Genomic DNA, 25,256 nt, shown 5'->3' with positions numbered 1-25,256 from the left:
GGGCGACTCGGCGTGGGCGTCTGGACGCCATGGAAGATGCACCCCACTTGAACGCCGCCCGAACCGCTGCTTGCCGTGTTGGCTGTGGTGCCTGCTGGCGCGATGCGGCTCGACTGAAGCCTGGCTCGATGGGCACTGTTACGCACGGACTTGACTCAGCCCAAATTGCGTCGCGCGGCGGGAAGTACTCTGAGAATTGTCCACCGCCACCGTGTTGCAGATTCTGCTCTGCAGCAGGCCGGAGGAATTCGCCCTCACAGGAGTCAATATGAAACAACGCTCTCAATCCGAACGAGTGCGGCCGGCACGCTGGAGCCCATTTGCCGTTGAGCCGATCCACAACCGGTATCGGCAACCCGACAAGGCACCGGCCGCAAGCTGTTGCCCGGTTTGCGGTGCCGTTTACCTCAAGGGCCGCTGGTTGTGGCGCAGTCCACCACCGGGGGCAACTTCATTGATCTGCTCGGCATGCCAGCGTGCCGCCGACCAGATGCCGGCAGCCCGAATCCACCTGTCGGGGGACTTTGAGGCGGCCCATCGGGAAGAGATCCTGACGCTCGCTCGCCACCGCGAGGCAGATCTGCGCCTGGATCATCCGATGGAACGCATCATGGCTGTCGAATGCACGAGCAGCGGCACGGACATCCTGACGACCGGTTTTCATCTGGCGCGCGACATCGGCCACGCAATCCACCATGCATTCCACGGGCACCTGACGTTTGACTATGGCAACGCAGAAACCGAACTGCACGTGAAATGGAGCCGGTAGCATCAGGAGGGACGCTCCGTAACGCCACCAGCCGCCCTTGCAAGCCAAGCGGCGGCTTGCCCCGATCCATCAAGCTCAGGCAGGCGCGCCTCAAGACACGGAGACCTCTGCATAGCGCTGCTCGATCTCGGCGGCGCTGCCAAGTTCAGTACCGGCATGGCCCAACGCTGCTGCAGCGGCGGCCATGCCGTATCGAAATGCCTCGTGTATCCCGGCATTCCGGTTAAGCGCCCACACCATTGCGCCCACGAAGCTGTCACCCGCCCCAATGGTGCTCAGGCATGACGTTGCGACCGCACGTGAGCGGACAACATCTTTTTGCGTGACGAGCATGGCCCCGCCTGCGCCCAGCGTGAGCGCGACGGCATGCGCGTGCCCATTGCGGACAATCTCTCGAGCAGCTTGCCTGCAATCCGCTTCCGTCTCCAACGCGCGCCCTGTGAGTTGTCGGAGCTCGTTCAGGCTGGGCTTGATCAGGTATGGCGCATGCGGCAATGCCATGCGCAATGCCGGACCCGAGGCATCCAGTACGACGCGGCTGCCATGAACCTTGGCCCTGTCAATGGCGCGCGCGTAGAAATCGTCGGCCACCCCGAGCGGCAGGCTTCCGCTTAGCACGAGGTAGCGCGGCGCAGGTTGCAGCGCATCCAGATACTCCAGGCAGCGCTGCCATTCCGCTTCCGAGACGGCCGGCCCCGGCATCACGAACCGGAACTCGCGGTGGCTGCACAGTTCCGTCACGGAAAAATTCTCGCGCGTCTGCCCTTCGATCCCGAGGGCGACGAACGATAAGCCCTCTGCCGACAGAAGACGCCCCAATCGCTCGGCCACCGGGCCGCCGGCAAGGTAAATGGCCAGGCAATCCCCACCCAGGCGATGAACAACGCGGGCAACGTTGATTCCGCCGCCTCCGGGGTCACAGCGCGCCGGGGTGCAGCGCATCTTGTGGGTATCCGTCAAGCGCTCCACCGACGTGGCGATGTCGATTGCGGGATTGACCGTAAGCGTGACAATTTCCGGCATTGCACACCTCAAGAAGCTGCGGAGGGCAGCCGGTGGTCATGCTGCACATCCGCGTTTCGATCCCGTCGCCCTCTTAGGGAAATCAACCCAGGCTCAACAGCGAAGCCGCATCAAAGCGAACTGATCTATTAGCCTATTGGGCACTGCGTCGCGCGCGTTGACCTGCCTCAACAACGCAATACCTGCTTACGTCAAGCACACCCGGCGCCGGCCGTGTCCACCGATGCGTTTGCACGGGCTGTCTCGAACAGGCGAGCGGGTGCATGCACAGAAACGCCCGGCTTGATACAGGAACCATCGCTCGACTTCGGTTCTGCCAGCACTGCACCCTGATCATCAAGCTTTGCTTACGATCAAGTGCGCTTCCAGGCAGTCTCCTACAGTGGTGGCAAGACACTTTGACACGCCGCCTTCGCCATGATCGCTCCCGCAGCCATCCATCATCAGCTCGCGAAAGCGGCACCCGTTCGGCACATCAACGAAGATGCGCTGGCAACGGTATTTCTTCCGGATGCCAATGCCTGTCTGCTCCCTGATCCGGCGCTTGCCGTCTTGGCAAAGACGGCCGCCAACTGGTTTGCCCCGACGTTGGCAAACGAAATCCATATCAGCGCTGAGCATGGACGCATTCGCATGACTGGCCACGTCTGCAATGCCCGCCCACTGACCTACCTGAAGATGGCCCTGCTCCGCTTGCCTGGCGTTGGTGGGCTGGAGATGACGGTGACGGTGGACGCCATCGCCAATCCGCTGCGCGCGTATTCCGTCGCCACGCACCCTCAGCACGTCGGATAACCGGGGCGCGCGAACATGCGTACGACATATTTCTGTGAGACCGATTGCCCGTGCCCCCATGTCGCCTTCAATCCGGCGTGTCCAGAGTCAGTGGAAGAGATTCTCCGGGCGTATGCGGCGCTCTTCTGGTTCAACCTCTACTTGAGGTGCCCCGATTTTTCTCCCGCCGATGGCATGTTTCCGCGAGAACCAGACATGCGCCAGAGGTATCTGGCTGTTCATTCAAAAGTCTTTACACACTGGGCAACGGCAGCCAATCGCATGGGCATCAGCACTGCGCGGTTTCGTGACGTCTGCGCGAACGTGCGCGCGGCCTGGATTGGACCGGACGACCCGCTGCTCGCATGCCGCTCGCGGGCTGACGTTCTGTCGGACTATCCAGCGTGGGATCTGGATTAGGCGCCGGTCTGCCCAGCAGATCCGATGCCGGACACTGCCATCCGAAGTTTTTTCTGGGGGGGCTCAGGCAGCCAATCGCCTCAGGAAAACCGTCCTGTCAGGGGCATACGGCAAGCCGATCCAGAGACTTGCGTCAGGTCAATTCCGGCCACGGCGAAGTGCCTACCCTGCAGTCTTATCAACCGGAGATCGTGATGCCGCAGCCTACTGATGCAGTCTGTAACCTTGCCCGAGCCACCATGCGCGACGCCAGCCGCGCAGCCGAGTTCTTCGTCGGTAGCCAGCTTCAGCTCGCGCGCCTTCGCGTCAAGATGGCAGAAACCGCGCTAGAGAATCTGCGCCAACTGGAAGACCAGTTGGATGCCATCAAAGACTGGAACGCACTGGCCTCGGCGCAGAGCGCATACATGGAGCTGCAAGCCAGCCTGGGCGCAAACGCTGCCCGCCAGTGGGGCGACCTTCTCAATGACGCACAGCAGTCTTATCTGCGCCAGGCGACAGAGTGGAGCACCCCGTTCCAACATCGGCCCGGGGCGGCTGCGCCTGCCGCACAACTGTTGACCGCGTCCCTCGACGCCTGGCAGACGTTGGTCAACACCTTCAACGTGATAGCCGCATCGGCTACGCAAACCCGATCGCTGTCGCAGCCGCAAACAACGCCCAAGAGCGCGCAAGGCGCCTGACGGCTGTCCGGGCGAATGGGAATACGGCGGCCAAAACAAAAGCCGAACGCCTAATGCCGAACGCCTAATGCCTAATGCCGAAAACCATGTGCCATGCATGGCATCGACGAAAGAAAGCCGCTTGATTCCTGTCAACGAGGGTCTCTAGCAGCTGCCTATTCTTGAAATAGCCATCGGGCAAGCACGTGGTGGATAGAACAGGTTTTTGATCCAGCGGTTGGATTTGATTTGTTTGCAGGAGCACAAAATGCGCAGAAAACTCATGATGACTCTGCTCGTGGTCGCAGCGGCTTCCACTGCAGCGTACGCACAGAGTAAGCCCGACGCGGCACAGAACGGCGAAGGACAGGCGGCCCGCAAGGTGGACCCCTACACGGACGGCGCTAAACAAGCCAAACGCGACCCGTACACAGAGGGATCAAGACGCGGCAAGTTTGATCCGTACACAGAGGGTGCAAAGGGCAAACGTGACCCGTACACAGAAGGGTCGAGGCGCGGCAAGTTTGACCCGTACACAGAAGGCGCAAAGGGCAAACGTGACCCATACACGGATGGCGGCAATCAGATGAAGTAGCAGCATCTGTTATTGCCCCAGCGGGCTCCATCTGCGCGCGTGGCTGCCATCGTCAATAGAGCAAATAGGGCGCTCGCTGCGAGAGAAAGGCATCGGTCTGTGCGCTGTAGGCATGCTCGATCGCGTCTAGCGAAACGCCATCACGCAGCATCGCCCAGACCGTCTCCGACGCAACGGACGTGCGGATCGCCTCCAACTTGAAATGCTCCGGATAGCGTTGCGACAGTACCCGGGCCAGCGCCAAACCGATGCGGCCCGGGCGCGTCAGCGCTGACGTCCGGTGGATCGCCACACCCGAGCACGAGCGGCCATGGTATGGCCCCTCCGCTGGAACGAAATGGACGGGTGTATAGGTGGCGCCGGTATCCAGGGCATTGAGTGCTTCCGCTACCGCTGTGCCGTCCATCCACGGTGCTCCCACCATGCCGAACGGCGCCGACGTGCCCCTGCCCACGCTGACACTTGCGCCCTCGATCAACCCCACATCCGGATACCGCTCCAAGGCAGCAAAATCGCGCAGGTTTGGTGATGGCGGAACCCAACCCAGCCCGGTATTGGCAAAGCGCATTGCGCGGTCGTACTGCTCCATGGCCACGACATGCAGCGCTGCGCCGATGTGCAACTGATCATTCAGCAATCTGGCAAGCTCGCCGATCGTCATGCCGTGCACAAGCGGCAGAGGCACATAGTTTGTCAATGAGCGGTCAGCCGTATCGGATACCGGCCCACCAACGAGATCACCGCGTATCGGATTGGGACGGTCCAGCACCAGCACCGGGATGTGGGCCTTAGCTGCGGCTTCCAGCGTCGCCCCCAGGGTGGCAAGGTAGGTAAAGAAGCGTACGCCGGCGTCCTGGAGGTCAAACACCAGAACGTCGATATCGGCCAGCGCGCTGCGTGGTATGTCTTTGCTGTTGCCATACAGGCTATGGACGACCACGTTGGTGCGTGTGTCGATCGTGTCGCCAAAGCGCGCGTCGAGATCCGTACCGATGCCATGCTCCGGTGCAAAGATCGCCGTCAACCGCACGCCCGGCGCCTGACTGAGTACGTCGATGGTGCGCCGCCCCTGCGCATCCAGGCCACTGTGGTTCGTGACCAAGCCGACCCGCTTTCCGGCAAGCGGTGCGAAGCCGCTGGCCTCCAATACATCGATACCTGATCGCACGGGGCCGACCGCCATGGGTAAGCGGCGTCCGGCACTGTTCACCGCATCGGCCATGGTGGGGGCGCGCACTGCGATCTGCTCGCCGGAGAGCGGCGGCGCGGTGCTCGACACCAGATTCAGCACGGCTTCACGCAACGGCATGGCGTTACCCTGCTCGTCCGGATACAGCCGGCTTGTGAGCACAATCACGAATCTGCGCGTTACCAAGTCGATCCATAAGCCGGTGCCGGTATAGCCCAGGTGCTGGAGGAGCCCCGCGCGCGGCGCGCGATAGCGGTTGGGCGTCAACGGCGCCTGGACTTCCCATCCCAGCGTGCGTGTTGCCTCCACTGCAGTCGAGGCGTCTGGCGTCAACAGCAGGGCAACGCTGTCCGGTTGCAGGATACGGCGCCCCTCGAAGCGGCCCCCGTTGAGGAGCATCCTGGCGAACTGCGCGAGGTCATCCGCCGTGGAGAACAGGCCCGCGTTGCCGGAGACACCACCCAGTGCAGCGGCCGTCGGATCATGCACTTTGCCGCGAAGCCATCGTCCGTTGCGAATGATGGTTGGCGCGATGCGGGTGATCGCTTTGTGGCTCGGACGGAATGCGGTGTCGCGCATGCCAAGCGGTCGAAAGATCTGCTGCGCACACCATGCGTCCAGCCCGATCCCGCTGACACGCTGGACGATCTCGCCCAGCACAACATAGTTGAGATCACTGTAGATGACACGGAGCCCCGGCTCCGCAATCGGCGGCATGATCCCGATCGCGTGAAGCACCGTGGCGCGACTCCGGAGTTCCGCTCGGGCGGCCAGGCCGGGAGGCAAACCGGATGTGTGAATGAGCAACTGCCGTATTGTGATGCGCGCCTTGCCTCCGTCTGCGAAGGCGGGCCAGTAACGGCTGGCAGGTGCATCCAACTCCAAACGTCCTCGCTCTGCCAACTGCAATACCGCCGTGGCAGTGGCCACTGCCTTGGTGAGCGATGCCAGATCGAAGATGGTGTCTTCGGTCATCGGCTCAGCGGCGAGTCCAACAGATCGCTCGCCCAGCGCGACGCGTTCGCGCAACCCGCTGGCATCACCGATCGCCACGACCGCCCCGGGCACATTGGCATCGGCAATCTGCGCCGCCACCACGGCTTCCAGTTCGCGCATGGGCACAGGCGTGCCCAGCGGCCCAAGGCCGGTGGCGGCGGGCTCGGCGCGCAGGGTCTGCGTGCAGGCCAGCAGCACCACCGCCAGTACCGCGACTATCGCGGCAAATTGGCTGGGTCGTAACGATTGCGCGCGTTCCATAGCATCCACCCGTTGGTACCTTCCGCATCGGCAGCGTCGACTTGGGCGCGAATCATCTCGGCATTGAACTCACGACGATCAAAAGCATAGTCCCGGAACGCCTGCAGCCATGGCCGGAACCTCACGCCCGGCAAACCTGTGCGGCGCTTCGCTTCCGCCAGGGAACGCGAGACGATCTCGCCAGGCTTTTCGGTGGGGTTTCTGCTGCCGGGCAAGCCCCACGTGAAGCCAGATGGATAGAGCATGGGCGAGATGTAGTCGACCACAGCGCCCAGTGTGTTGATCTGCTGGCCGATCGCTGTGTCGTCGGTGTTCCAGCAAACGTAGCCGAAAATGTCCGCCGCCAGGTAAATGTTGTACGGCCGCAGCCGCTCTCTGGCCCGCGCAAGAAAACCCGTAACGGCCGCAACCCGGTGTGCTTGCGTGTTGGCTTGGTGAAACTGCAAGCCATTGGCGTCCGGAAAACGAAGATAGTCGAACTGGATCTCATCAAACCCGAGTCTTGCAGCCTCTTCCGCCACGTCAAGCGTGCTGGCCCAGGCGGCCTGCACACCGGGGTCGATCCATTGTTGGTCTTCACGATCGCGCCAGACCTCTCCATCGCGGTCTCGCACGGCCCATTCGGGATGCGCCCGGGCCAAGCGGTCGTCCTTGAAGACGACGATGCGCGCAATCAGATACAGGCCACGTAGACGGAGTTGCCGAATCACGGCGGCGAACTGGTTGATCCGGGCCACACCGTTGTTCTGTTCGGGGGCCGCGCCCGCTGTCACACGGGCTGCACTCGGATAAGGTGTATCTCCCCGGTCGCCCTTCATGTCGATCACCAGCGCATTGATGGCCGTCTCGCCCTGAAGGGCGACAGCCGCATCGCGCAAGGATCGGTTGGATACGCCCTGTACCGACAGATAAACCGCCTTCGGCCTGATCGGCTTGAGCGATATCCCGACTGCGGGCTGCGGGCCGCCAAGCACCAGCTCGGCACGTGCATAGCCAGGCGCGCGGACGCTGACCACCGCGCGTGCATCCACCGCCGATGCCGGAATGGCGACCAGGCCGGCAGCATCGGTCGTTCCGCTCTCGCCCTGAACGAATGTGAAAGCGCCTTCCACAGGAAGGTGAGTCTGTGCGTCGACCACCCTGATCTCGGCCGCGCCCGCAAACTGCGCGCAAGAGAGCCACACCGCTGCAAGCCACAGGCACAAGCGGCTACTCATGATTGCCCCCGGCTGCATTGAGAATGCGCGTCATGCATCGCGCTCCACAGTCATCGGTAATCAGGTATCGAGGCAGTGCCAGGGCGGGTTGACTCGCCCGCAGCGGCCGCGCGTCCAGAGTGAACGCGGCGGTATAGCCCGCCTCTCGGGCGATGCGCTCCAGTTCAGGATCGTGGATGCCGAACGGCCACGCCAGTACGTGCACCGGGACCCCGATCTCTGTTTCGATGCGCGCCTTTGCGCGGCGCAACTGGTCGTGGGCGAACTTGACGAAATCATCGGCGCCTCGGTGCATACGTTCCACGCGAAAATTCGGATGCCAGTAGGTGTGAGACTGCACCTCAAACTGGCCGGTGCGGGCAAGCTCTCGCAACTGGGGCCAGGTCATCGCGTATGCGGCATTTGAGATTGCAGACGGGTACACAAACAGCGTCACGGGTATGCTCCGGCCGCGCAGCGCGGGCCACAACGTCTCGTACACAGACCGATGGCCGTCATCCACCGTAATGGCAACAGCCTTCGCGGGCAGTGCGTCTTGCTTGCCTTCGTGCCAGCGCAGAATGTCCGCTAGCGGAACGATGCGATAACCAGCCGCCTCGATCGCATGTAGATGCGCCTCGAATGTCTGCATCCGAACCGTCATGGTGCTATCTGCCGTCAATGCAAAGCGGTGATAAACGAGCACCACCACATGTGGCTCCATGGCGGGCGTCTCTGCGTTGGCACCGGGGCACGCAAGCATCAGAAGCGCGCAACACAACGAGAAGACCCAGGTGTTCATCAGCCGCAGCTCCGAAGGAGGATGAATGGATAGCCCGCCTCGTCTACCCTGCACAGCCTATGACCTATGACTCGCGTGGTGTGCCGCGCAACCACTGCCAAAGCAGCACCCCGCTGCCCGCCATGCCGCCCAGATGGGCAAAGTGCGCGACATCGACTTCGGTTCCGCTCACGCCGAGTGTCAGCTCCACGATTGCATAGAGCGTTGCAAACGCCCACGCAGGCATCGGGATGGGCGGGATCAACGGAACGATCATGCGATTGGGAAACAGGACGGCGTAAGCGAGAAGCAATCCGAATACGCCCCCGGACGCGCCAATGACCGGACCCGCCGGCAGAACGCTGAAGACTGTAAAAGCGATTTGCGCGAACGCCGCACTCAAGATGCTGGATAGATAGAGCAGCCAAGTCCGAGGCGCTCCCACGGTGCGTTCCACGTCGCGCCCGAACATGTAGAGACCGAACATGTTGAGCGCCAGATGCGCACCATTTGCATGCAGGAAGGCGTATGTCAGCGGTTGCCACGGCATGAATCCGCTCCGCATGCCGCCGCCCGATATGCCGAGTGGCCAGAGCGCAAAGGTACGCAGCAACTCGTCTCCCGCAAAAAGTTCCGCAACGAACACCACCACGTTCATCAGGATGAGCAGCTTGATCATGAAAGCACCCTTGATCTCTGCCCACGATACGGCGGCGCGCGTTTGCCGGGTTGATCTCGCGCAAGCCGGTTCGACAGCGTTTCGTGATCCTGCAAAGCCACGCGCGGCATTGAATGCAGCCCGGCAAAGTCGGAAGGTGCGCTTGTACGTGGCTGGGGCAAGCAAACGGACTCAATGCGCACTCGCTCGACACGCTGCGTCCGTTGTTGAAGCGGACCATGTGACGACCGAACTCACACACCACCTCGGGCTATTTGTGTCTGCACCGCAACATGCCGCCGGCCGCGCCGGTTGGTTTGATCCGAGTCAAGGTGCCGGAAATCGTGCGATCAAAAATGAAGCATCAATGTCCACACCAGCAACCAGACCAACCGGAGCCAAACCATGAGCGTGCCAGTCGATATTTCGTTCCAGGGGATTCCGCATTCCAAGGCCGTCGAAGAAGCGGTTATCGACCGTGTGGAGCGCCTGAAGCGTCTTCGTGGCGATCTGCTGCGCTGCCGCGTCAGCCTGGCCGTGGGAGCCAAGCATCAGCACCATGGCAAGCCATTCGACGTCCACATCCACGTGTTCACACCGCATCAGACGCATGTTTCGAGCAACACGTCCAACGAAGACCCATACGTCGCGCTTCACGAAGCTTTCACGCATGTGGAACGCATGCTCGTGCAAGCCAATGGCAAACGCTCGTCACAGTCTTGAGGCATATCGTGGGCGTGCAAACGCGCTATTGCATGTGCAAGCCACCATTCACGGCCAGGTTGGCACCCGTAACGTAGGCAGCGTCCTCGCCGCACAAAAAGGCCACCAAGGCAGCCACTTCTTCCGGCCTGCCCAGGCGTCCTATCGGGATTTGCGGAAGAATCCGCTCTTGCATGATTTCGTCAGGAATATCGCGCGTCATTCGGGTGGCGAGATAACCGGGCGAAATCGTGTTCACGGTTACACCCCTTGCGGCGCACTCAAGGGCCAGTGCCTTGGTGAACCCGTGTATGCCGGCCTTGGCCGCCGCGTAGTTCGTCTGCCCGAACGCGCCCCGCGATCCGTTGACCGACGAGATGTTGATGATGCGGCCCCAACCGCGCTCGATCATGCCTGCGTACAGCGGCTTGGTCATGTTGAAGACGGAGTCGAGATCGGTGGCAAGCACGTTCCGCCAGGCATCCAGCGTCATGCGCTTGAAGGTCATGTCCTGCGTGATACCGGCGTTGTTCACCAGTATGTCGACCGGGCCCACGATCGAAAGCACCTCAGATGCACAGCGTTGGCAAGCGTCGTAGTCAGCCACATCCACCGAAAACGTCTGAAACAGACGCCCTTGGGCATGCTGCTCTGCCACCCATGAGGTCACATGCGTATTGCCCAGCGAATGGGTGACCACAACCCGATGCCCTTGCGCGTAAAGACGGATGGCAATGGCTTCCCCCAGCCCGCCCATGCCACCGGTGATAAGCGCAATGCGCTGTGCTGTCATGACGGCCTCATCGCGCTATCGCCGGATGTCGGCCGGCGCGGGGGCAACCACGCTTACACAAGAGCCACCGGTCTGTTCCCGGTTCGACACGCAACCGCACAACGGCATCAACCGGCTGCGCGCCTGCGCGAACGCTCAGGGTCTGCATTACACCTTGATACGCAGCCGTTATCTGATAGCGCCCGCGAGGCAATTGCATATACAAAAGCGGCCCCTCCGTGCGCACGCGCAAACGGAGTTTGCCGCGATCATCCGCAACCGAGACATCCACATCCGACAGCGCCTCGCCGGTTTTGACCGACACCACGTTCAGCCGCACATTGAAACGACGCGCCATCGCGCGCATGGTGTCGCGCTCGTCGCTCCCCACACCGCCCGACACATACGCGATTTCGTTCTGGGAGCGGACCTCCGGAGCCGCCACCGCGTCCGGCCCAACTGCACCCGCGTGCGCGCTCGCGGCCAAAGCCAACGCGGCCAGAAGGCAGCGTGGCAAAAGACGACATGCTTGGCTCATTTCATACCTCATTGCTCTGCGCCAGGGCGGCCGATCGTCTGTGCCAGCACCGGAACTTCATCTTCATTGAGTGACAAGGCTTCTGCCAAAAGACGCTGATTAAGCCAGCCACGCACTACACAGCCCAGCCCGGCCGAGGCACAGTAAAGCGACACGTTTTGCGAGATCGCCCCCGCCGCTACGCCGGCAAAGGTTTCGCGCACGGCTTCTGGCATCTGATCTGCACGCGCATGGTTCACCACGTACACCAGATCCAGCGGCGCCCTGCCCACAAAATCCTGATACCCGGTGAGGTTGCGCGCGTCCACGGCATGCTTGAGCCGCAAGCGGTGCGCCACAGGTTCGTATTGATAAACGCCTTCTGGCAGGGCGACGTAGATATCGATCTCGTTCAGGCCATGCGCCGAAGGTGCGGTGCGCCCGCCTGTTGCCGGGCGGTTGATGCCGTTCGCCGCCCACAGCAATTCGCTCAGTTGCTGCAATGACAGTGGCGTGGGCGCAAACGCGCGCACGCTTTTCCGCTTGGTCAGCGCCGCGGTCAGAGTGTTGCCGCCATCCAGTAGCGGCGGCGCCAGCGCAATGGTTGACGGCGCGGCGTGAGACGTTGGCTGCGGCAGTAGATGTTGCACAGGGTCATAAGACAGAAGCACCGCCTCGCTCATGGCATCCCCCTCACAAAACTGAAAACCCGTCGGACACGTGTTGCCGCCTAGGCGGAGATGATCACCTTGAGCGCCTGAGTCTTCGCGGCGTTGCGGAAGGTGTCGTAGGCGGTGAGGATGTCATCGAGCCTGAACCGGTGCGTAATGAGCTGCCCCGGAAGCAGCTTGCCTGCGCGCACCGTTTTGAGGAGCATCGGTGTGCTGACCGTATCCACCAGCCGCGTGGTGATGGCAATGTTCTGGCTCCACAACGTTTCCAGATGCAGATCGGCCTTCACGCCATGCACGCCAATGTTCGCAATCACCCCGCCTGGCGCAACCAGTTGCTGGCAGAGTTCGAACGTGGTTGGCACGCCCACCGCCTCGATCGCACAATCGACCCCCACGCCATCCGTCAGCCGCTTCACGGCGGCAACTGCGTCTTCACCGGAGACGTCGATGCAGGCCGTTGCGCCCAGCCGGCCGGCCACTTCCAGCCGCGCCGCGTTCGTGTCGATCATGATGATCTGCGCCGGCGAGTAGAACTGCGCCGTCAGCAACGAGGCCAGCCCAATGGGTCCCGCACCGACAATTGCCACGCTGTTGCCAGGCTGGACGCGGCCATTGAGTACGCCGCATTCGAACCCGGTCGGGAAGATGTCTGACAGCATGACCAGCGCCTCTTCATCGACGCCAGGCGGCAGTTTGTAAAGGCTGGTCTCGGCGTGCGGAATCCTGACGTATTCGGCCTGCACACCGTCGATGCGATTGCCCAGGATCCAGCCGCCCGTCTCGCAGTGCGAGTACATGCCGCGCCGGCAGTTGGTACATTTTCCGCAAGACGAAATGCATGAGATCAGCACGTGGTCACCCGGCTGGAGCGATGTCACGGCCGCACCGACTGATTCCACCACGCCCACGCCTTCGTGGCCCAGCGTGCGCCCTGGCTCGCAGGTCGGCACGTCGCCCTTGATGATGTGCAGATCGGTACCGCAGATGGTCGTCAACGTTACGCGCACCACTGCGTCTCCGGGTGTCTGCAATTCCGGCTTCGGCTTCTCTGACAGCGTGATTTTGCCGGGCCCTTCGTAGACGAGTGCTTTCATGGGAATCACCGAAGAGGACGATGACTCCATGCTAGGCAACCACCCTGCGCGGACGTTGATCTACGTCAGGGCGCATGGCAGCAACCGCGCGATATTGATCTCCAGTATCAGGAGGCGAGACCCGCGCATGGCCGAACAAGCCACCACCATTGCACGCACGCAGCCAGCCGACGCGTTGGTCACTCGCATGCTTGAAGCGGCAGCGTATCCGCACCCCGCTGCGGATTTGCAGATGATCGAAACCCATCTGTCGTGGGTCCTCCTGGCCGGAGAATTTGCGTACAAGGTGCGCAAGCCGATCAAGCTGGACTTCGTCGATTTTTCGACGCTCCGCGCGCGGCAAAACGATTGCGAGGAGGAATGCCGCCTCAACCGCCGCCTTGCCCCTGCGCTGTACCTTGGCGTGGTGCCCATTTCGCTCGATCCGGCCACGGGCGCCATCCGCGTCAATGGGCAAGGCACACCTTGTGAGTACGCGGTCTGCATGCGCCGGTTTGCCCAGCAGGACGTACTGAGTGCATTGGCGCATGATGGGCGACTCCGCCCGGAAGAGATCGACGCGCTGGCCGACCTGATTGCAGACTTCCACGCAACCGCGCCTGTCTGCGGCCCTGGGTCAGACGATGGAACACCGGCAAGCATTCGGCGCGTGCTTGAGGACTGCGCAGCGGGGGTCATTGCCCTCAGCACTGAACCGCTGATTGCGGCGGCCACCGTATCGCTTCTTCGCCAGCGCGCAGATCGCCTCGAAGAGACATTCGCGTCACGCCGGCGCAGCCGCCACATCCGCGAATGCCATGGCGATCTGCACTTGGGCAACATCGTGTTGATCAGTGGCCAGCCAACGCCGTTCGACTGCCTGGAATTCTCACCGTCGCTTCGGTCGATCGACACCATGTACGACACCGCCTTTTTATTCATGGACTTGCTCGCCGCGGGTCTGCATGGGCTGGCGTATCGCCTGATCAACCGTTATCTCGAACGATGTGGCGACTATGGCGGGTTGGCGGTACTGCCCTTCTACGCATCGATGCGCGCGCTCGTGCGCGCCCGGGTGCTGCTGGAGCGCGCCCATCAGTTGGAGGGAACACCCGATTTGGCTGCCAGGCCGCGCGGCGAGGCACACCGCATGCTTGAGCTGTGCCGGGCGCTGCTCTGCCGAGACGACGCCTGCATTCTTCTCATGCATGGCCTTGCCGGCAGCGGAAAATCCACCCGCGCCGCACAGCTTGCCGAAGCAGAAGGGATGATCCGCGTGCGCTCCGACGTGGAACGCCAACGCTTCCGGTATGTTGCCGCTGTCGATCGGTACCTGCCGCGTGCAGTCGAACGTACCTATCGACGCTTGGCCGCTGTCTGCAAGCTGGGGGCACGCGCCGGTTTTCCGATGCTTGCCGATGCCACGTTCCTGGCCGAGCACCAGCGCAGACGATTCTTCTCGCTGGCCCGCCGATTGGGCGTGGCAGTGGCCATCGTAGACTGCGTTGCCGACGTCCAAACGCTGCGCACGCGCATCCGCGCTCGCATGCGCAGCGGGCTCGACGCATCCGAGGCAGACCTGCATGTGCTGGAAGCCCAGATCGCCACACAACAACCGCTCAACATGCAAGAGCGGGCACATGTCGTCCTTGGCGACATGTCCAACGTGGTGCCTTACATCAGAAGCAGAGGGCAGTGATTTCACCAGGCAGGCTCAGGCAATCAAGTGCCTTGAAACCAAGCGCTGGAGCGATGATGTTTCGCGCGCGGCCGCCAATTTGCGCCATATCAACGCACACACTTGCAGAGTGCCTACGCTGCATAGGGATACCGCATTCAGCGGCCCTGCTCACCTGCCCGCCAAAACCCCACCGGAGATCACAATGCAACAACCCGCTGATATGGCATGCAACCTGGCATGCGCCGCCATGCGCGATATGAGCCGCACCGCCAGCTTCATGCTCGAGGTGCAAATCGACCTGGCCCAATTCCGCCTCAAGCTGGCCGAGGCTGCGCTGGAAGATGTGCGCGAGCTGGAACATGAACTGAGCGGCACGCATGACTGGACATCGCTGGCCACCGCACAAAGCATCTTTATGAAAATGCAATCGACCCACGGCGCCGCGGCGCTGCAGACATGGATCGACTTTACGAACAAGCTCCAGGCCGCCTATTTGCGCCGGTTGACGGAATGGACTCAGCAGATGCAACAACCGGAAGGGCAATCGTCCTCCCAACTGTTTGCCGCCTCTTCCGATTCGCTGAAGGCCTTCTTTGACAGTTTCAACCTCATGGCTCTGCCAGACTCCGAGGCGAAGAAGAACGGACCGGCACGCCCCGCAAAGGCAAGAGCTGAGCAGGCCGCCTGATCGACAGGCCAAGGAGCCCATCATGCGAGTTCAGGACGTCTATTCACACAATGCAGTCCACATTCCGCTCTCGTGCACGCTCCAGGAGGCGGCGCAGCAGATGCGCCAAAAACATGTCGGTGCGCTGGTGGTGACGGAGAACACCCCCTCTGGGGCTCGCGCGATCGGCGTCATCACGGATCGCGACATGGTGCTCGATGCGGTCGCCGTTGGCATTGACCCGTCTCAGACCTGCGTGGCCGATGTCATGAGCCGCGGCATCCTCAACGTACCGCTCGATGCAAGCCTGAGCGACGCGTTGCAGGAAATGCTTTCCGCCGGCGTCCGGCGTGTTGGCGTGACGTCTGACGGCGCACTGATTGGCGTGCTGTCTCTGGACGATGTGCTGAGCGCGATGGCCACAGAATGGAGCCTGATCGCCCGCCTCGTTCATAACGAGCGTGAGCGCGAAACGACCGGTAGCGTCCAGCCGCCGCTGAGCGTGTAATCCGGCTGCCACCCCAATTTCAGGAACTCCGCTCCATGAACGCCGAGCCGCTTTCTCTAAGCATGGACATCGTGGCTGACGACGCCGTGCTCCAGGGCAGCCTGACTTGCCCGGTCAACGCGGTCGGCTTGGTGATTTTTGCGCATGGAAGCGGCAGTTCACGGCTCAGCCCGCGCAACAGGTATGTTGCCGATCAACTCCACGCTGCCAGACTGGGCACACTGCTGTTCGACCTGCTGAGCGCCGAAGAGGCGGCACACGCCTCATGCCGGTTCGACATCGCTCTCCTGGCGCGGCGGCTGCATACAGCCACACACGCGGTAGGCAGCATTGCCCGCGAACGCAGGTTGCGCCTCGGATACTTCGGCGCCAGCACCGGTGCCGCAGCCGCGATCCTGGCGGCAGCCGAGCCGGACGACGCCTGCCCGATCGAAGCGGTCGTCAGCCGCGGCGGCCGCCCGGATCTTGCCGGCCAGCGCGCGCTGGGCAAACTCGCCTGCCCGACCCTGCTGATCGTCGGCGCAGCCGATTTGGACGTCCTCGACCTCAACCGGCAAGCTTTGAGCCAGATGCATTGTGAGAAAGCCCTCGACACGGTGCCCGGCGCAACGCACCTTTTTGAAGAAGCAGGCGCGCTCGAACAAGTGGCCGAACTGGCGCGGGCATGGTTTGTCCGTCATCTGAGCTCGGTCACGCAACCCCAACAACACGCGAGGTAACCCCATGCGATTCAAAGATCGATTGGATGCAGCGCGCATGCTGGCGAATGCGTTGGACCAGTACAGGGGCACGCATCCTCTGGTGTTGGCCATCCCGCGGGGCGCCGTTCCCATGGGCGCACTTATCGCAACCGCACTCGATGGTCAGCTTGATGTCGTGCTGGTTCGCAAGCTCGGGGCGCCTTTCAATCCCGAACTGGCGGTTGGCTCCGTTGAGGAAGGCGGCTGGAGTTACATCGCGCCGTACGCGGGCCGCATCGGCGCGGATGCGACATATCTCGAGCAGGAAAGCGCCGAACAGATGGACGTCATCCGCCGGCGCCGTGCGCTCTATACCCCCCACCGTGAGCCATATGACGTACAGGGGCGCGTTGTGATCGTGGTCGATGATGGCCTGGCGACCGGGGCGTCCATGAAGGCGGCACTCCACGCCATCCGCCAGCGTCATCCGCAACGCCTCATCTGCGCGGTGCCTGTGGCCGCACCCGATAGCCTGGAAGACATTCGGCCGCTGGCCGACGATGTCGTCTGCCTCTACGCGCCGCAGGGCTTCCGCGCGGTCGGCCTCCACTACGACAACTTTCCGCAAGTCGAAGATGCCGAGGTGCGTGCAGCGCTGGGCGCATCCGCGCAAACCGAACGCAAGGCGAGCTGACCCGACTTCGGCAACCGCGTCACGCCCGGCATCAATCCAGACCATACCTGCGCACATACCAAGCTTTTGTCACGTAAGCGCACAACCCATAGGCCAACACGATTGCCGCCAAGCAGGGCCAGTAGGCCGCTGGCAGCGGAACAAAGCCAAACAATGCGCCGACCGGGGTTAGCGGCATGGCTACGCCCACACAGGCAATGGCAACGCTGGTCAGCACCAGGGCAGTGCTTGCACGGCTTTGCACAAACGGCACCTTGCTCGTACGGATGATGTGGATGATGAGTGTCTGCGTGAGGAGCGATTCAACAAACCACCCCGACTGGAAGAGCGACGGATCGGCCCACGCGTGAAAAACGCCAAGCAGCAGCGCGTAGGTCGCAAAGTCAAACAACGAACTGACGGGGCCCATGTACAGCATGAATTTCAGGATGCTGCCGATCTCCCAGCGTCGCGGCCTGACGAGGTAATCGTCGTCCACGTTGTCGGTCGGAATGGCGGTTTGCGAGAAGTCGTAGAGCAGGTTGTTGAGCAGCACCTGCACCGGTGCCATTGGCAGAAAGGGCAGAAACAGGCTGGCGCCCAGCACGCTGAACATGTTTCCGAAGTTTGAGCTGGCGCCCATCTTGATGTACTTGACGATGTTGCCGAACACCTTGCGCCCTTCCGTCACGCCCTCCCCCAGCACGGCCAGGCTTTTCTCCAGCAGGATGATGTCGGCGGACTCCTTGGCAATATCGACCGCGCTATCCACGGAGATGCCGACATCCGCGGCCTTGAGCGCCGGCCCGTCGTTAATGCCATCGCCCATGAACCCCACGACATGGCCCCTGCGATGCAGGGCCTCGACAATGGCCGCCTTCTGCGCGGGCGACACCTTGGCGAAGACCGACGCGCGTTCAGCCATATCGGCCATCTGGTCGGGTGACATGGCAGCCAGCTCGGTGCCAAGCACCACCGGTTCCACGGCCAGCCCGACCTCGCGACAGATCTTGCGCGCAACAATGGCGTTGTCCCCCGTCAGGATCTTGACTGCCACGCCGCTGGCCTTCAAGGCTGCAATGGCTGGCGCAGCCGTATCACGTGGTGGGTCGAGAAAGGCGATATACCCCAGCAACGTCAACCCCGACTCGTCCGCCATGGCGTACTGGCTTTGCTCGGGCGGCATCTCCTTGTAAGCAACAGCCACGACACGGAAGCCGTCGGCATTCAGGTTCTCCGCCAGTTGCCGCGTCTGTTCGAGATGACTTGCCTCCAGCGGGCCAGCCTCGTCACCGCTGACGTAACGCGCACTGACGGCCAGCACCTCTTCCACAGCACCCTTGCAGATCAGCACGTGCGTGCCGTCGTCCCGCGCCAGTACCACCGACATGCGCCGGCGCTCGAAGTCAAACGGCAGTTCATCGATTTTCTGGAAACGCGCATGCACATCCAGGCTCTGCTCCAGCTCCACGTGCTTGAGCACGGCCACGTCCAGCAGGTTCTTCAGGCCCGACTGATAGAAGCTGTTAAGAAATGCATACTCCAGCACCTGGTCGGATTCTTCGCCACGCAAATCCAGGTGATGCTTGAGGATGATGCGGTCTTGCGTGAGCGTGCCGGTCTTGTCGGTGCACAGCACATCCATCGCACCGAAGTTCTGGATGGCATTCAGCCGCTTCACGATGACCTTCTTGCGTGACATGGCAATGGCGCCCTTGGCCAGATTGACGGTAACGATCATCGGCAGCATCTCGGGCGTCAGGCCAACGGCCACGGCCACCGCAAACAACAGGGCCTCGAACCAGTTGCCCTTGGTCAGTCCATTGATCAGAAAGACGGTGGGCGCCATCACCAAAATCAGCGCCAGCATCAGCCAGGTGAACCGGGTAATGCCGCGATCAAAGCTGGTCTGCACGCGTTGCGCGGCAATCAGGTTGGCCACATGACCAAAGGCGGTCCGGTGGCCGGTGGTCAGGACAACGCCCGTCGCGTAGCCGCTCACCACGGCGCTGCCCATGAAGCACAGATTGGGCCGATCGAAATCTGCTGCAGGGTGGCTGTCGGAAGGCTCCGCATGCTTTTCCTGTGGCATGGCCTCGCCAGTCAGGGCAGACTGGTTGACGAACACGTCCTTCGCGCTGAGCAGCCGCAAGTCTGCCGGCACCATGTCACCGGCGCAAAGCTGGACGATATCGCCCGGCACCAATTGCTCGATAGGAATTTCCTGGCTCGTTTCAGCGCCGTCTGAGCCGATGCGCCTTACCGTTGCCGTTGTATGCACCATGCGGCGCAGTGCCTCCGCCGCCCGGTTCGAGCGATGCTCCTGCAGAAAGCCCAGCACAACGCTCAGCACCACCATGACGGCAATCAGCACGGCTGCCCGTACATCGCCCAACACCGCCGAGACGCCCGCCAGCGAAATCAGCAGCAGATTCAGCGGATTCACCGAACGGCGCGCCAGCTCAATCAGCACAGCCTCGTGATGGCCATTGGCCACACGGTTGAGCCCGTATTCACGCAGGCGCTGTGCGGCGGCTTGCTGCGTCAGGCCGTGCGGCTGCGTCTCCAGCCGCTCCAGCACGTCTTGCGAGGCTAGTGCCGACCACATCGAGAGATCGTCGGCCGGTGAATGTGCGGACAACACATTGGGCAGCGCTTGCCAGCGTGGCTTGCCGCGCATCAGTAGCCTCCTGGCGCGCAGGCCGTATGGCGAACCGCGAAGCGCACAGATCGGCGCGGCGCGGCGGCACGATCCCGGCACCGATGGCGCCGCCCAGGTATTCGAGCTGCTTGGCGATGGCCGGGCAACGCGGCAATCAACGCACTGCGCAGCATATTCGGCACCGCTGCGTGCGCCACCACAACACGCTTTCCCTGAACATTCTGAGGCGATACCGGCTGCATCGACACCCACGCCATGGGCACGTATGGAGGCAAGCCGATCTTGACTGCAGCAGATTGAGACGGCGTTGGCATGGTGTGCATGGGAAATTGCGGGCAAAGCACCCGGATGTGCAAATCATTAGAGCGCAGGACGCGCGTCAGGGCTTGATGCAACGCAACGGTCGTCGTCACCTGGGGGGGGTTGCCGTGCGTGCTCCGCCAATTGCACAGCGAGACTTAACTCGCTGGCATGTGCCATGGCACCGGCTTCGGCCTGCGCGCTACAGCGTATCGTCGTCAGAAAACAAACGATGACGTATGGCGTAACGCACGAGCGCGGCTTCGCTGGAGAGCCTCAGCTTGTCCATCAGCCGCATCTTGTAGGTGCTGATGGTCTTTGCGCTTACGCACAGGCTGGCGGCGATGTCGGTTTGCGGCTCGCCACGCACCAGCCGGCGATAGACCTCCATCTCGCGGTCGGACAATCGGGTGTGCGCAGCTTCCTCGCTGGGCTCGCCCAGGCTGTGTGCAAGCTTCTCCGCCATGGGCGGACTGACATACGTGCCGCCCATGGCCACCTTCTGCAGAGCGGTGACCAGTTCAGTTGCGGCGCTCTCCTTGGTCAGATAAGCGGCCGCGCCCGCACGGAAGGCGCGCGCCACGTACTGTTCTTCAGCGTGCATGGTCAGCACCAGCACGCGCACTCTCGGGTGATCATCGTGCAGTTGCCGCAGCAGCTCCAGTCCGCTGCGTCCGGGCAGCGAGAGGTCGAGCACGATCACCTGGGGTTGATGGTCACGCACCAGTTGCAGGACCTGCGTACCATCCGAGGCTTCGCATGCGACCTCGAAATCCCCGGCGCGCTCCAGAATATGACGCACGCCATCGCGCATCACAGCGTGATCGTCGGCAATCATTACGCGGATCATATCCTGGCCTCCGCGTCAGTTTCATGAACGGCGGGAAAGCGCACGGCCAGGCGAAAGCCGCCCTCCGGTGTGTGTGTGATCGTCGCTTGCCCACCCAGGAGCCGAGCCCGCTCGCGGATACCAAGCAACCCCAGCGGCTTGCGTTCGCCCGCTGCCGGAGGCGCCCCGCTCCAGCCGTGTCCATTGTCCTGAATGAACAATTCGAGCATGTCGTCCTGTTGCGAAAACTCGATTTCCACACGGGTGGCATCTGCATGGCGCACGACATTGTTGAGCGCCTCCTGCACGATCCGAAAGACCGAGATTGCGGCGTGCTCCGGCATCGACATCTCTTGCGCATGCACGTTGACCACCAAGCCAAAGCGCTGACGAAAATTCTTGGCCATCCACTCAATGGACGGCACAAGGCCCAGCTCGTCAAGCAGCGGCGGCCGAAGGTCTGCGGAGATCTGCCGCACGGCTGCAATCGTTTCGTCGATGACATGCTGCATCGCCCGGGTCTGGTCAATCAAACCTTTGTCGCTCCCTGCAGCCTGGAGATCGCCCGCCAGCAACGAGATATCCATCTTGAGCGCGCTCAGACGCTGGCCCAGATCATCGTGCAGCTCGCGTGCAATACGATGCCGCTCCTCTTCCCGCGTGGCCAGAATGCTGTCCGACAGATGCTGCAACTCCTCTTGCGAGCGCCGCAGCGCCGTTTCTGCGCGGACACGCTCTGTGGTGTCCCGCAGCATCACGGTGAAAAGCTTGCCGCCGTTCACTTCGATCTGGGAAATCGACGCCTCGATCGGGAACTCTCGCCCGTCCGTATGCAAGGCAAATAGCGGACGTTGCTTGCCCATTTGGCGCTCCGATACCCCCGTCACCCCAAAGCGCCGCACGTGCGCCTCGTGCGCGCCGCGAAAGCGCTCGGGAATGAAGTCAGACAGCCGGCGGCCGATGGCATGACGGGCCGGGCATCCGAACAGTGTTTCGGCCATGGGGTTGAACAGCACGATGCGTTGCGTTTCATCCACCGAAATGATCGCTTCCATGGACGAGCGGATGATGCCGGCCAGCCGCGCTTCGCTCTTCTCCAGGTGGGTCAGATCACGTGCCACGGCGGCGCGTAGCTTCCTGAGCCGGAGCCAGTAGAACACCAGCGCCAGGATCGCAGCGATACTTGCCGAGGCTAGAAAAATAAACGCGGCGTCTCTGGCCTGAAGTGCCAGCGCCAACCGCATGACGGACGCTGCCAGCAGCAGGATCGCCAGCACCCCAACCACGAGTTCTGCTGAGCTGGATTGCAACTGCAACAGGCGCCTGCGCGTTGCCTTCGAGGATTGACTGTCTTGATCCGCCACCGAACGCCGCCAAAAGGTCGGGATGCAGACAACATAGTCCATTCCGGGGGCGAGAGATACTAGCCATGTGATGGAGACGCCCTCTGAAAAACCCTGCCACCGCTGTCAGGAAACCCTGACAAGGGCATGGAGCATCCCGACGCGCATCTCAGCGCCGCCTGATTTCGCGCAAACGCCGCGCCTCCGATACTGGACTTACGGACACCGGCGTTGATGAAGCGCAGTGGCCGGATACCCACCACCTCACCCGGGGTGCGTGCCAAAAGACCACAGATACCTTCCCGGAGCCGCCCCATGATCCCGCATACTGCAGAGCACCAAGCACCCGTCGACACCCGCCGTCCTGCCACGCTTGCCCCGCTCAGGCTTGTGCGCGATGCAACGCAGGCCCATCTGACAACGCCGCTGGTTCCCAACAGCCAGTGCAGCAGTTGCGTGATGCAATGGGCGTGCATCGCGAGCGCCGTGCCCTCCGCGCAACGAGATAGCCTGGACAGAATGGTTCACACCTGGCGCAAGATCGCCAAAGGCGAAGCCCTCTTTCGCGCCGGCGATAGCTTCCATGCGCTGTATGCCGTCCGCTCAGGCTCGTTCAAGACTGTGGTGTCGCATCCCAACGGCGCAAGCCACGTCAGCGGCTTCCAGTTGTCGGGCGAAACGCTTGGCCTCGACGGCATTGCCGCCGACCGTCACACTTGCGATGCAATTGCCCTGGAAGACAGTACCGTCTGCTCTATGCCCTTCCATTGCATTGAAGACCTGTGCCAGGACATCCGCCCACTGCAACATCGCCTTCACCAACTGATGGCCGAAGAGATCGTGCGCGAGTCAGGACTCATGCTGCTGCTTGCGGGGCTGAGCGCGGAAGCGCGTGTTGCGACCTTCCTGCTGAACCTCTCTACGCGCATGCAGGACCGCGGTTACTCCGCTTCGAGTTTCACGCTGCGCATGACCCGCGAAGAAATTGGCAGCTACCTTGGCATGCAGCTTGAGACTGTCAGCCGTGCGCTGTCGAAGTTCCACCGCGAAGGCTGGATCGTCGTGAGCGGCAAGAACATCGAACTGACTGACAAGGCGGCACTGACGGAGCTTTGATCGCTCCGCTCACTACAAACACAAAAAACGCCGCCCCACTTTTTTCTGGTGGGGCGGCGTGTTTGTTTTCCTGCCTGGTTTGCAACCTTACGTCGCGATCTGGAGATGATCGATGACTTCTGTCACACCAGGCGCGGACCATGCCGCGCCTTTGGCCGCACGCCGCTCCGATGCGGAACCGATGTGGCCGCTGAGCGTCACCGTGCCACCCTGGACGGAGACGCGGATGTGGCCGGCCTCACGCGCGGCATGCCGCTTGAGTGCGGCGCCGATCTGCTCGGCGACATTGGCCGGCGCCACGCGCGTCTTGATACTTAACCGGTTGATCAGGCCCGCCACACCACGCAGCGACCCCACGGCGTGAGCGGCCAGTTCGCTCTGGTAGGGCCAGTCCACCTCACCCGACAGCGTCACCCAGCCATTCTCGACCAGAACCTCAATACGGTTGGACGGCAGGCTGACATGCCATTCAAGTGCGGAGCGGGCCGCCTGAGCAACGTCCGCATCGGTGTACGCGCCCGGCAGGCGGACTTCGATCTTCTGCACGACACCACGCACACCAGCAACACGTTCGGCTGCGTGCTCGGCTGCGAGCTTCTCCATGTAACTGTGCACGTGGCCGGTCAGTGTCACCACGCCGTTGTCCACTTCTACACCCACCGCTGCGGCATCCACCGCAGGCTCCCAAAGCAGTTCGTCGTTGACGTCCTGCTTGATACCCAGATCGCTTTTCATACCTTGCTCCTGCTAGATAGAGTCGCCTCGCTATGCCCAGCGGCGCTCACGCGCTGTTTGGCAAGGCAGACAGCGCGTGGCAGTCGGCTGGGCTTGCAGGCGTAAAAACGGAATCGCTTCGCCACAATCGACGCAGATACCGTAGCTGTTCTGCTGCATACGCTCGCGTGCAGCGTTCAGTTGCTCAAGCTCGCTTCGGTAACGGGCGAGCATGACGTCGTTCGTTTGGTCCCCGGCCTCTTCATCGGCAAGATCTGCGTTTTCGAACGGTGCCTCACGCGGCACCGGCACCACCGATGGACTCAGCGCCGACAACTGGCGCTGCACGCGTGCTTCCTCTTCGTCGAGCAAGCTCCTCAGCCGTTTCCATTGCGCCTCGGTAAAGCGGGTCATGCCCAGTCTCCTTCTGTTGATTCAGCGTCGAGCGGTGTATGCGGCTTCAGGCTTCCGTTGGCGACAGCCACGCTGGACGCTGTCTCGATTGCTCCCACCGGCCGGCGGTCTTCACCTGATCGATAAAGCCCGCGATCTCCTCCTGCGACAACCCGCTGAGCACGTCGCGCTGGAACAGCGCGAGCACCGGCGCAGGAATAGTGGCGGTGATACGCATGATTTCTTCGACAGCACTGAATGCCCCGCGGGCCGCCATGACACAAATCACGGACAGGTGCCTGGACACCGGCAATTGATCAACCAGGAAGTCCCGCATGGGCGAAGCCAGGTGGCCCATCCAGATCGGTGCGATCACGATCACGTGCTCGACTTCACCAAGCGGCGGACCTTCATAGCGATATTTGGCGCGTGCATGGAATATCGTTTCGATGACACAACGCGCATCTCCCAGGAAGCCGGCGCGCGGATGCTCGTCCGTCACCTCGGCAAGCTGCCATCCGCTCTGCGCAGCCATCTGCTCGGCCACCTGACGTGCCGTACCGGTGCGCGAGTAGTACACAATCAGCTTCTTTTCCATCTCGTACTCCAGGGATTTCGAAAGCAGTGG

Annotated in this window: 26 protein-coding genes; 11 read left to right on the top strand and 15 right to left on the bottom strand. The window is 62.2% G+C overall.

Annotated features, from left to right (window positions below; all coding sequences use genetic code 11):
* Positions 1 to 196: 196 nt before the first annotated feature.
* Positions 197 to 769, top strand: coding sequence for a BCAM0308 family protein (locus PSUB009319_RS14295; protein ID WP_260392987.1), 573 nt, complete (start codon positions 197 to 199; stop codon positions 767 to 769).
* A gap of 90 nt (positions 770 to 859) precedes the next feature.
* Here the strand turns inward: PSUB009319_RS14295 and PSUB009319_RS14290 are convergent, their stop codons facing one another.
* Complete coding sequence (locus PSUB009319_RS14290; protein ID WP_124382889.1) at positions 860 to 1,792, bottom strand: 1-phosphofructokinase family hexose kinase; 933 nt, start codon at positions 1,790 to 1,792, stop codon at positions 860 to 862.
* Positions 1,793 to 2,209: 417 nt separating this feature from the next.
* On the opposite strand from PSUB009319_RS14290, the gene PSUB009319_RS14285 reads away from it, so the two are divergent.
* The 3 genes from PSUB009319_RS14285 to PSUB009319_RS14270 all read left to right on the top strand — a co-directional run bounded on the left by PSUB009319_RS14285 (position 2,210) and on the right by PSUB009319_RS14270 (position 4,243).
* The gene (locus tag PSUB009319_RS14285) at positions 2,210 to 2,587 is read left to right on the top strand and encodes a hypothetical protein (RefSeq protein WP_260392986.1); all 378 of its coding nucleotides are present in this window, start codon (positions 2,210 to 2,212) and stop codon (positions 2,585 to 2,587) included.
* A gap of 593 nt (positions 2,588 to 3,180) precedes the next feature.
* On the top strand, positions 3,181 to 3,669 hold the full coding sequence (locus PSUB009319_RS14275; RefSeq protein ID WP_124382887.1) for a hypothetical protein: 489 nt from the start codon (positions 3,181 to 3,183) through the stop codon (positions 3,667 to 3,669).
* A gap of 247 nt (positions 3,670 to 3,916) precedes the next feature.
* On the top strand, positions 3,917 to 4,243 hold the full coding sequence (locus tag PSUB009319_RS14270; RefSeq protein ID WP_124382984.1) for a hypothetical protein: 327 nt from the start codon (positions 3,917 to 3,919) through the stop codon (positions 4,241 to 4,243).
* Positions 4,244 to 4,295: 52 nt separating this feature from the next.
* On the opposite strand, the gene PSUB009319_RS14265 is transcribed toward PSUB009319_RS14270, so the two are convergent.
* The 4 genes from PSUB009319_RS14265 to PSUB009319_RS14250 form a co-directional block, all read right to left on the bottom strand.
* On the bottom strand, positions 4,296 to 6,689 hold the full coding sequence (locus tag PSUB009319_RS14265; RefSeq protein ID WP_124382886.1) for an exo-beta-N-acetylmuramidase NamZ domain-containing protein: 2,394 nt from the start codon (positions 6,687 to 6,689) through the stop codon (positions 4,296 to 4,298).
* The gene (locus tag PSUB009319_RS14260) at positions 6,644 to 7,906 is read right to left on the bottom strand and encodes a putative glycoside hydrolase (RefSeq protein WP_374704197.1); all 1,263 of its coding nucleotides are present in this window, start codon (positions 7,904 to 7,906) and stop codon (positions 6,644 to 6,646) included. The genes PSUB009319_RS14265 and PSUB009319_RS14260 overlap by 46 nt, the downstream gene beginning before the upstream one ends.
* Complete coding sequence (locus PSUB009319_RS14255) at positions 7,899 to 8,687, bottom strand: polysaccharide deacetylase family protein (protein ID WP_124382884.1); 789 nt, start codon at positions 8,685 to 8,687, stop codon at positions 7,899 to 7,901. The genes PSUB009319_RS14260 and PSUB009319_RS14255 overlap by 8 nt, the downstream gene beginning before the upstream one ends.
* 64 nt (positions 8,688 to 8,751) lie before the next feature.
* Positions 8,752 to 9,345 (bottom strand): rhomboid family intramembrane serine protease, encoded by a 594-nt coding sequence (locus PSUB009319_RS14250; protein WP_124382883.1) that lies wholly within the window; start codon positions 9,343 to 9,345, stop codon positions 8,752 to 8,754.
* Between the two features lie 384 nt (positions 9,346 to 9,729).
* Here PSUB009319_RS14250 and PSUB009319_RS14245 point away from each other — a divergent pair, with 384 nt between their 5' ends.
* Positions 9,730 to 10,047: an HPF/RaiA family ribosome-associated protein gene (locus tag PSUB009319_RS14245; RefSeq protein WP_124382882.1), complete on the top strand. Its 318-nt coding sequence runs from the start codon at positions 9,730 to 9,732 to the stop codon at positions 10,045 to 10,047.
* A gap of 25 nt (positions 10,048 to 10,072) precedes the next feature.
* Here the strand turns inward: PSUB009319_RS14245 and phbB are convergent, their stop codons facing one another.
* Genes phbB through PSUB009319_RS14225 form a run of 4 tightly spaced genes read right to left on the bottom strand, consistent with a single transcriptional unit; the run spans position 10,073 to position 13,083 of the window.
* Positions 10,073 to 10,819 (bottom strand): acetoacetyl-CoA reductase, encoded by a 747-nt coding sequence (gene phbB / locus PSUB009319_RS14240; RefSeq protein WP_124382881.1) that lies wholly within the window; start codon positions 10,817 to 10,819, stop codon positions 10,073 to 10,075.
* Between the two features lie 7 nt (positions 10,820 to 10,826).
* Positions 10,827 to 11,336 carry a hypothetical protein gene (locus PSUB009319_RS14235; protein WP_124382880.1) on the bottom strand — a complete coding sequence of 170 codons (510 nt, stop codon included), beginning with the start codon at positions 11,334 to 11,336 and terminating at the stop codon, positions 10,827 to 10,829.
* A gap of 8 nt (positions 11,337 to 11,344) precedes the next feature.
* Positions 11,345 to 11,998: a nitroreductase family protein gene (locus PSUB009319_RS14230; protein ID WP_124382879.1), complete on the bottom strand. Its 654-nt coding sequence runs from the start codon at positions 11,996 to 11,998 to the stop codon at positions 11,345 to 11,347.
* Positions 11,999 to 12,045: 47 nt separating this feature from the next.
* Positions 12,046 to 13,083 (bottom strand): zinc-dependent alcohol dehydrogenase family protein, encoded by a 1,038-nt coding sequence (locus PSUB009319_RS14225; protein ID WP_124382878.1) that lies wholly within the window; start codon positions 13,081 to 13,083, stop codon positions 12,046 to 12,048.
* Between the two features lie 127 nt (positions 13,084 to 13,210).
* Between PSUB009319_RS14225 and PSUB009319_RS14220 the strand changes: the two genes are divergently transcribed.
* The 5 genes from PSUB009319_RS14220 to PSUB009319_RS14200 all read left to right on the top strand — a co-directional run bounded on the left by PSUB009319_RS14220 (position 13,211) and on the right by PSUB009319_RS14200 (position 17,292).
* On the top strand, positions 13,211 to 14,761 hold the full coding sequence (locus tag PSUB009319_RS14220; RefSeq protein WP_124382877.1) for a bifunctional aminoglycoside phosphotransferase/ATP-binding protein: 1,551 nt from the start codon (positions 13,211 to 13,213) through the stop codon (positions 14,759 to 14,761).
* A gap of 184 nt (positions 14,762 to 14,945) precedes the next feature.
* On the top strand, positions 14,946 to 15,431 hold the full coding sequence (locus tag PSUB009319_RS14215; RefSeq protein WP_124382876.1) for a hypothetical protein: 486 nt from the start codon (positions 14,946 to 14,948) through the stop codon (positions 15,429 to 15,431).
* Positions 15,432 to 15,453: 22 nt separating this feature from the next.
* Complete coding sequence (locus tag PSUB009319_RS14210) at positions 15,454 to 15,918, top strand: cyclic nucleotide-binding/CBS domain-containing protein (protein ID WP_124382875.1); 465 nt, start codon at positions 15,454 to 15,456, stop codon at positions 15,916 to 15,918.
* A gap of 35 nt (positions 15,919 to 15,953) precedes the next feature.
* On the top strand, positions 15,954 to 16,637 hold the full coding sequence (locus PSUB009319_RS14205) for a dienelactone hydrolase family protein (protein WP_124382874.1): 684 nt from the start codon (positions 15,954 to 15,956) through the stop codon (positions 16,635 to 16,637).
* A 4-nt stretch (positions 16,638 to 16,641) separates the two neighbouring features.
* On the top strand, positions 16,642 to 17,292 hold the full coding sequence (locus tag PSUB009319_RS14200) for a phosphoribosyltransferase (protein ID WP_124382873.1): 651 nt from the start codon (positions 16,642 to 16,644) through the stop codon (positions 17,290 to 17,292).
* 31 nt (positions 17,293 to 17,323) lie between these two features.
* On the opposite strand, the gene mgtA is transcribed toward PSUB009319_RS14200, so the two are convergent.
* From mgtA to PSUB009319_RS14185, 3 genes are all read right to left on the bottom strand, one after another.
* On the bottom strand, positions 17,324 to 19,951 hold the full coding sequence (mgtA, locus tag PSUB009319_RS14195; RefSeq protein ID WP_124382872.1) for a magnesium-translocating P-type ATPase: 2,628 nt from the start codon (positions 19,949 to 19,951) through the stop codon (positions 17,324 to 17,326).
* Positions 19,952 to 20,435: 484 nt separating this feature from the next.
* Entirely contained in the window at positions 20,436 to 21,083 is a 648-nt protein-coding gene (locus tag PSUB009319_RS14190) for a response regulator transcription factor (protein WP_124382871.1), read from the bottom strand.
* Complete coding sequence (locus PSUB009319_RS14185; RefSeq protein ID WP_124382870.1) at positions 21,080 to 22,468, bottom strand: PAS domain-containing sensor histidine kinase; 1,389 nt, start codon at positions 22,466 to 22,468, stop codon at positions 21,080 to 21,082. The genes PSUB009319_RS14190 and PSUB009319_RS14185 overlap by 4 nt, the downstream gene beginning before the upstream one ends.
* Before the next feature lie 252 nt (positions 22,469 to 22,720).
* On the opposite strand from PSUB009319_RS14185, the gene PSUB009319_RS14180 reads away from it, so the two are divergent.
* Positions 22,721 to 23,521 (top strand): helix-turn-helix domain-containing protein, encoded by an 801-nt coding sequence (locus PSUB009319_RS14180; RefSeq protein ID WP_124382869.1) that lies wholly within the window; start codon positions 22,721 to 22,723, stop codon positions 23,519 to 23,521.
* Between the two features lie 87 nt (positions 23,522 to 23,608).
* Here the strand turns inward: PSUB009319_RS14180 and PSUB009319_RS14175 are convergent, their stop codons facing one another.
* From PSUB009319_RS14175 to PSUB009319_RS14165, 3 genes are read right to left on the bottom strand one after another with little or no spacing between them, the layout of a single operon-like run.
* Positions 23,609 to 24,256, bottom strand: coding sequence for a BON domain-containing protein (locus PSUB009319_RS14175; RefSeq protein ID WP_124382868.1), 648 nt, complete (start codon positions 24,254 to 24,256; stop codon positions 23,609 to 23,611).
* A 30-nt stretch (positions 24,257 to 24,286) separates the two neighbouring features.
* Positions 24,287 to 24,649 carry a TraR/DksA family transcriptional regulator gene (locus PSUB009319_RS14170; RefSeq protein ID WP_124382867.1) on the bottom strand — a complete coding sequence of 121 codons (363 nt, stop codon included), beginning with the start codon at positions 24,647 to 24,649 and terminating at the stop codon, positions 24,287 to 24,289.
* A gap of 46 nt (positions 24,650 to 24,695) precedes the next feature.
* Complete coding sequence (locus tag PSUB009319_RS14165; protein WP_124382866.1) at positions 24,696 to 25,226, bottom strand: flavodoxin family protein; 531 nt, start codon at positions 25,224 to 25,226, stop codon at positions 24,696 to 24,698.
* Positions 25,227 to 25,256 lie beyond the last annotated feature (30 nt).

This window comes from Ralstonia sp. SET104, from assembly GCF_003851545.1.
Lineage (GTDB): Bacteria > Pseudomonadota > Gammaproteobacteria > Burkholderiales > Burkholderiaceae > Ralstonia.
The sequence above is the reverse complement of the archived record's forward strand: the minus strand, read 5'-3'. Positions and strand labels throughout refer to the sequence as shown.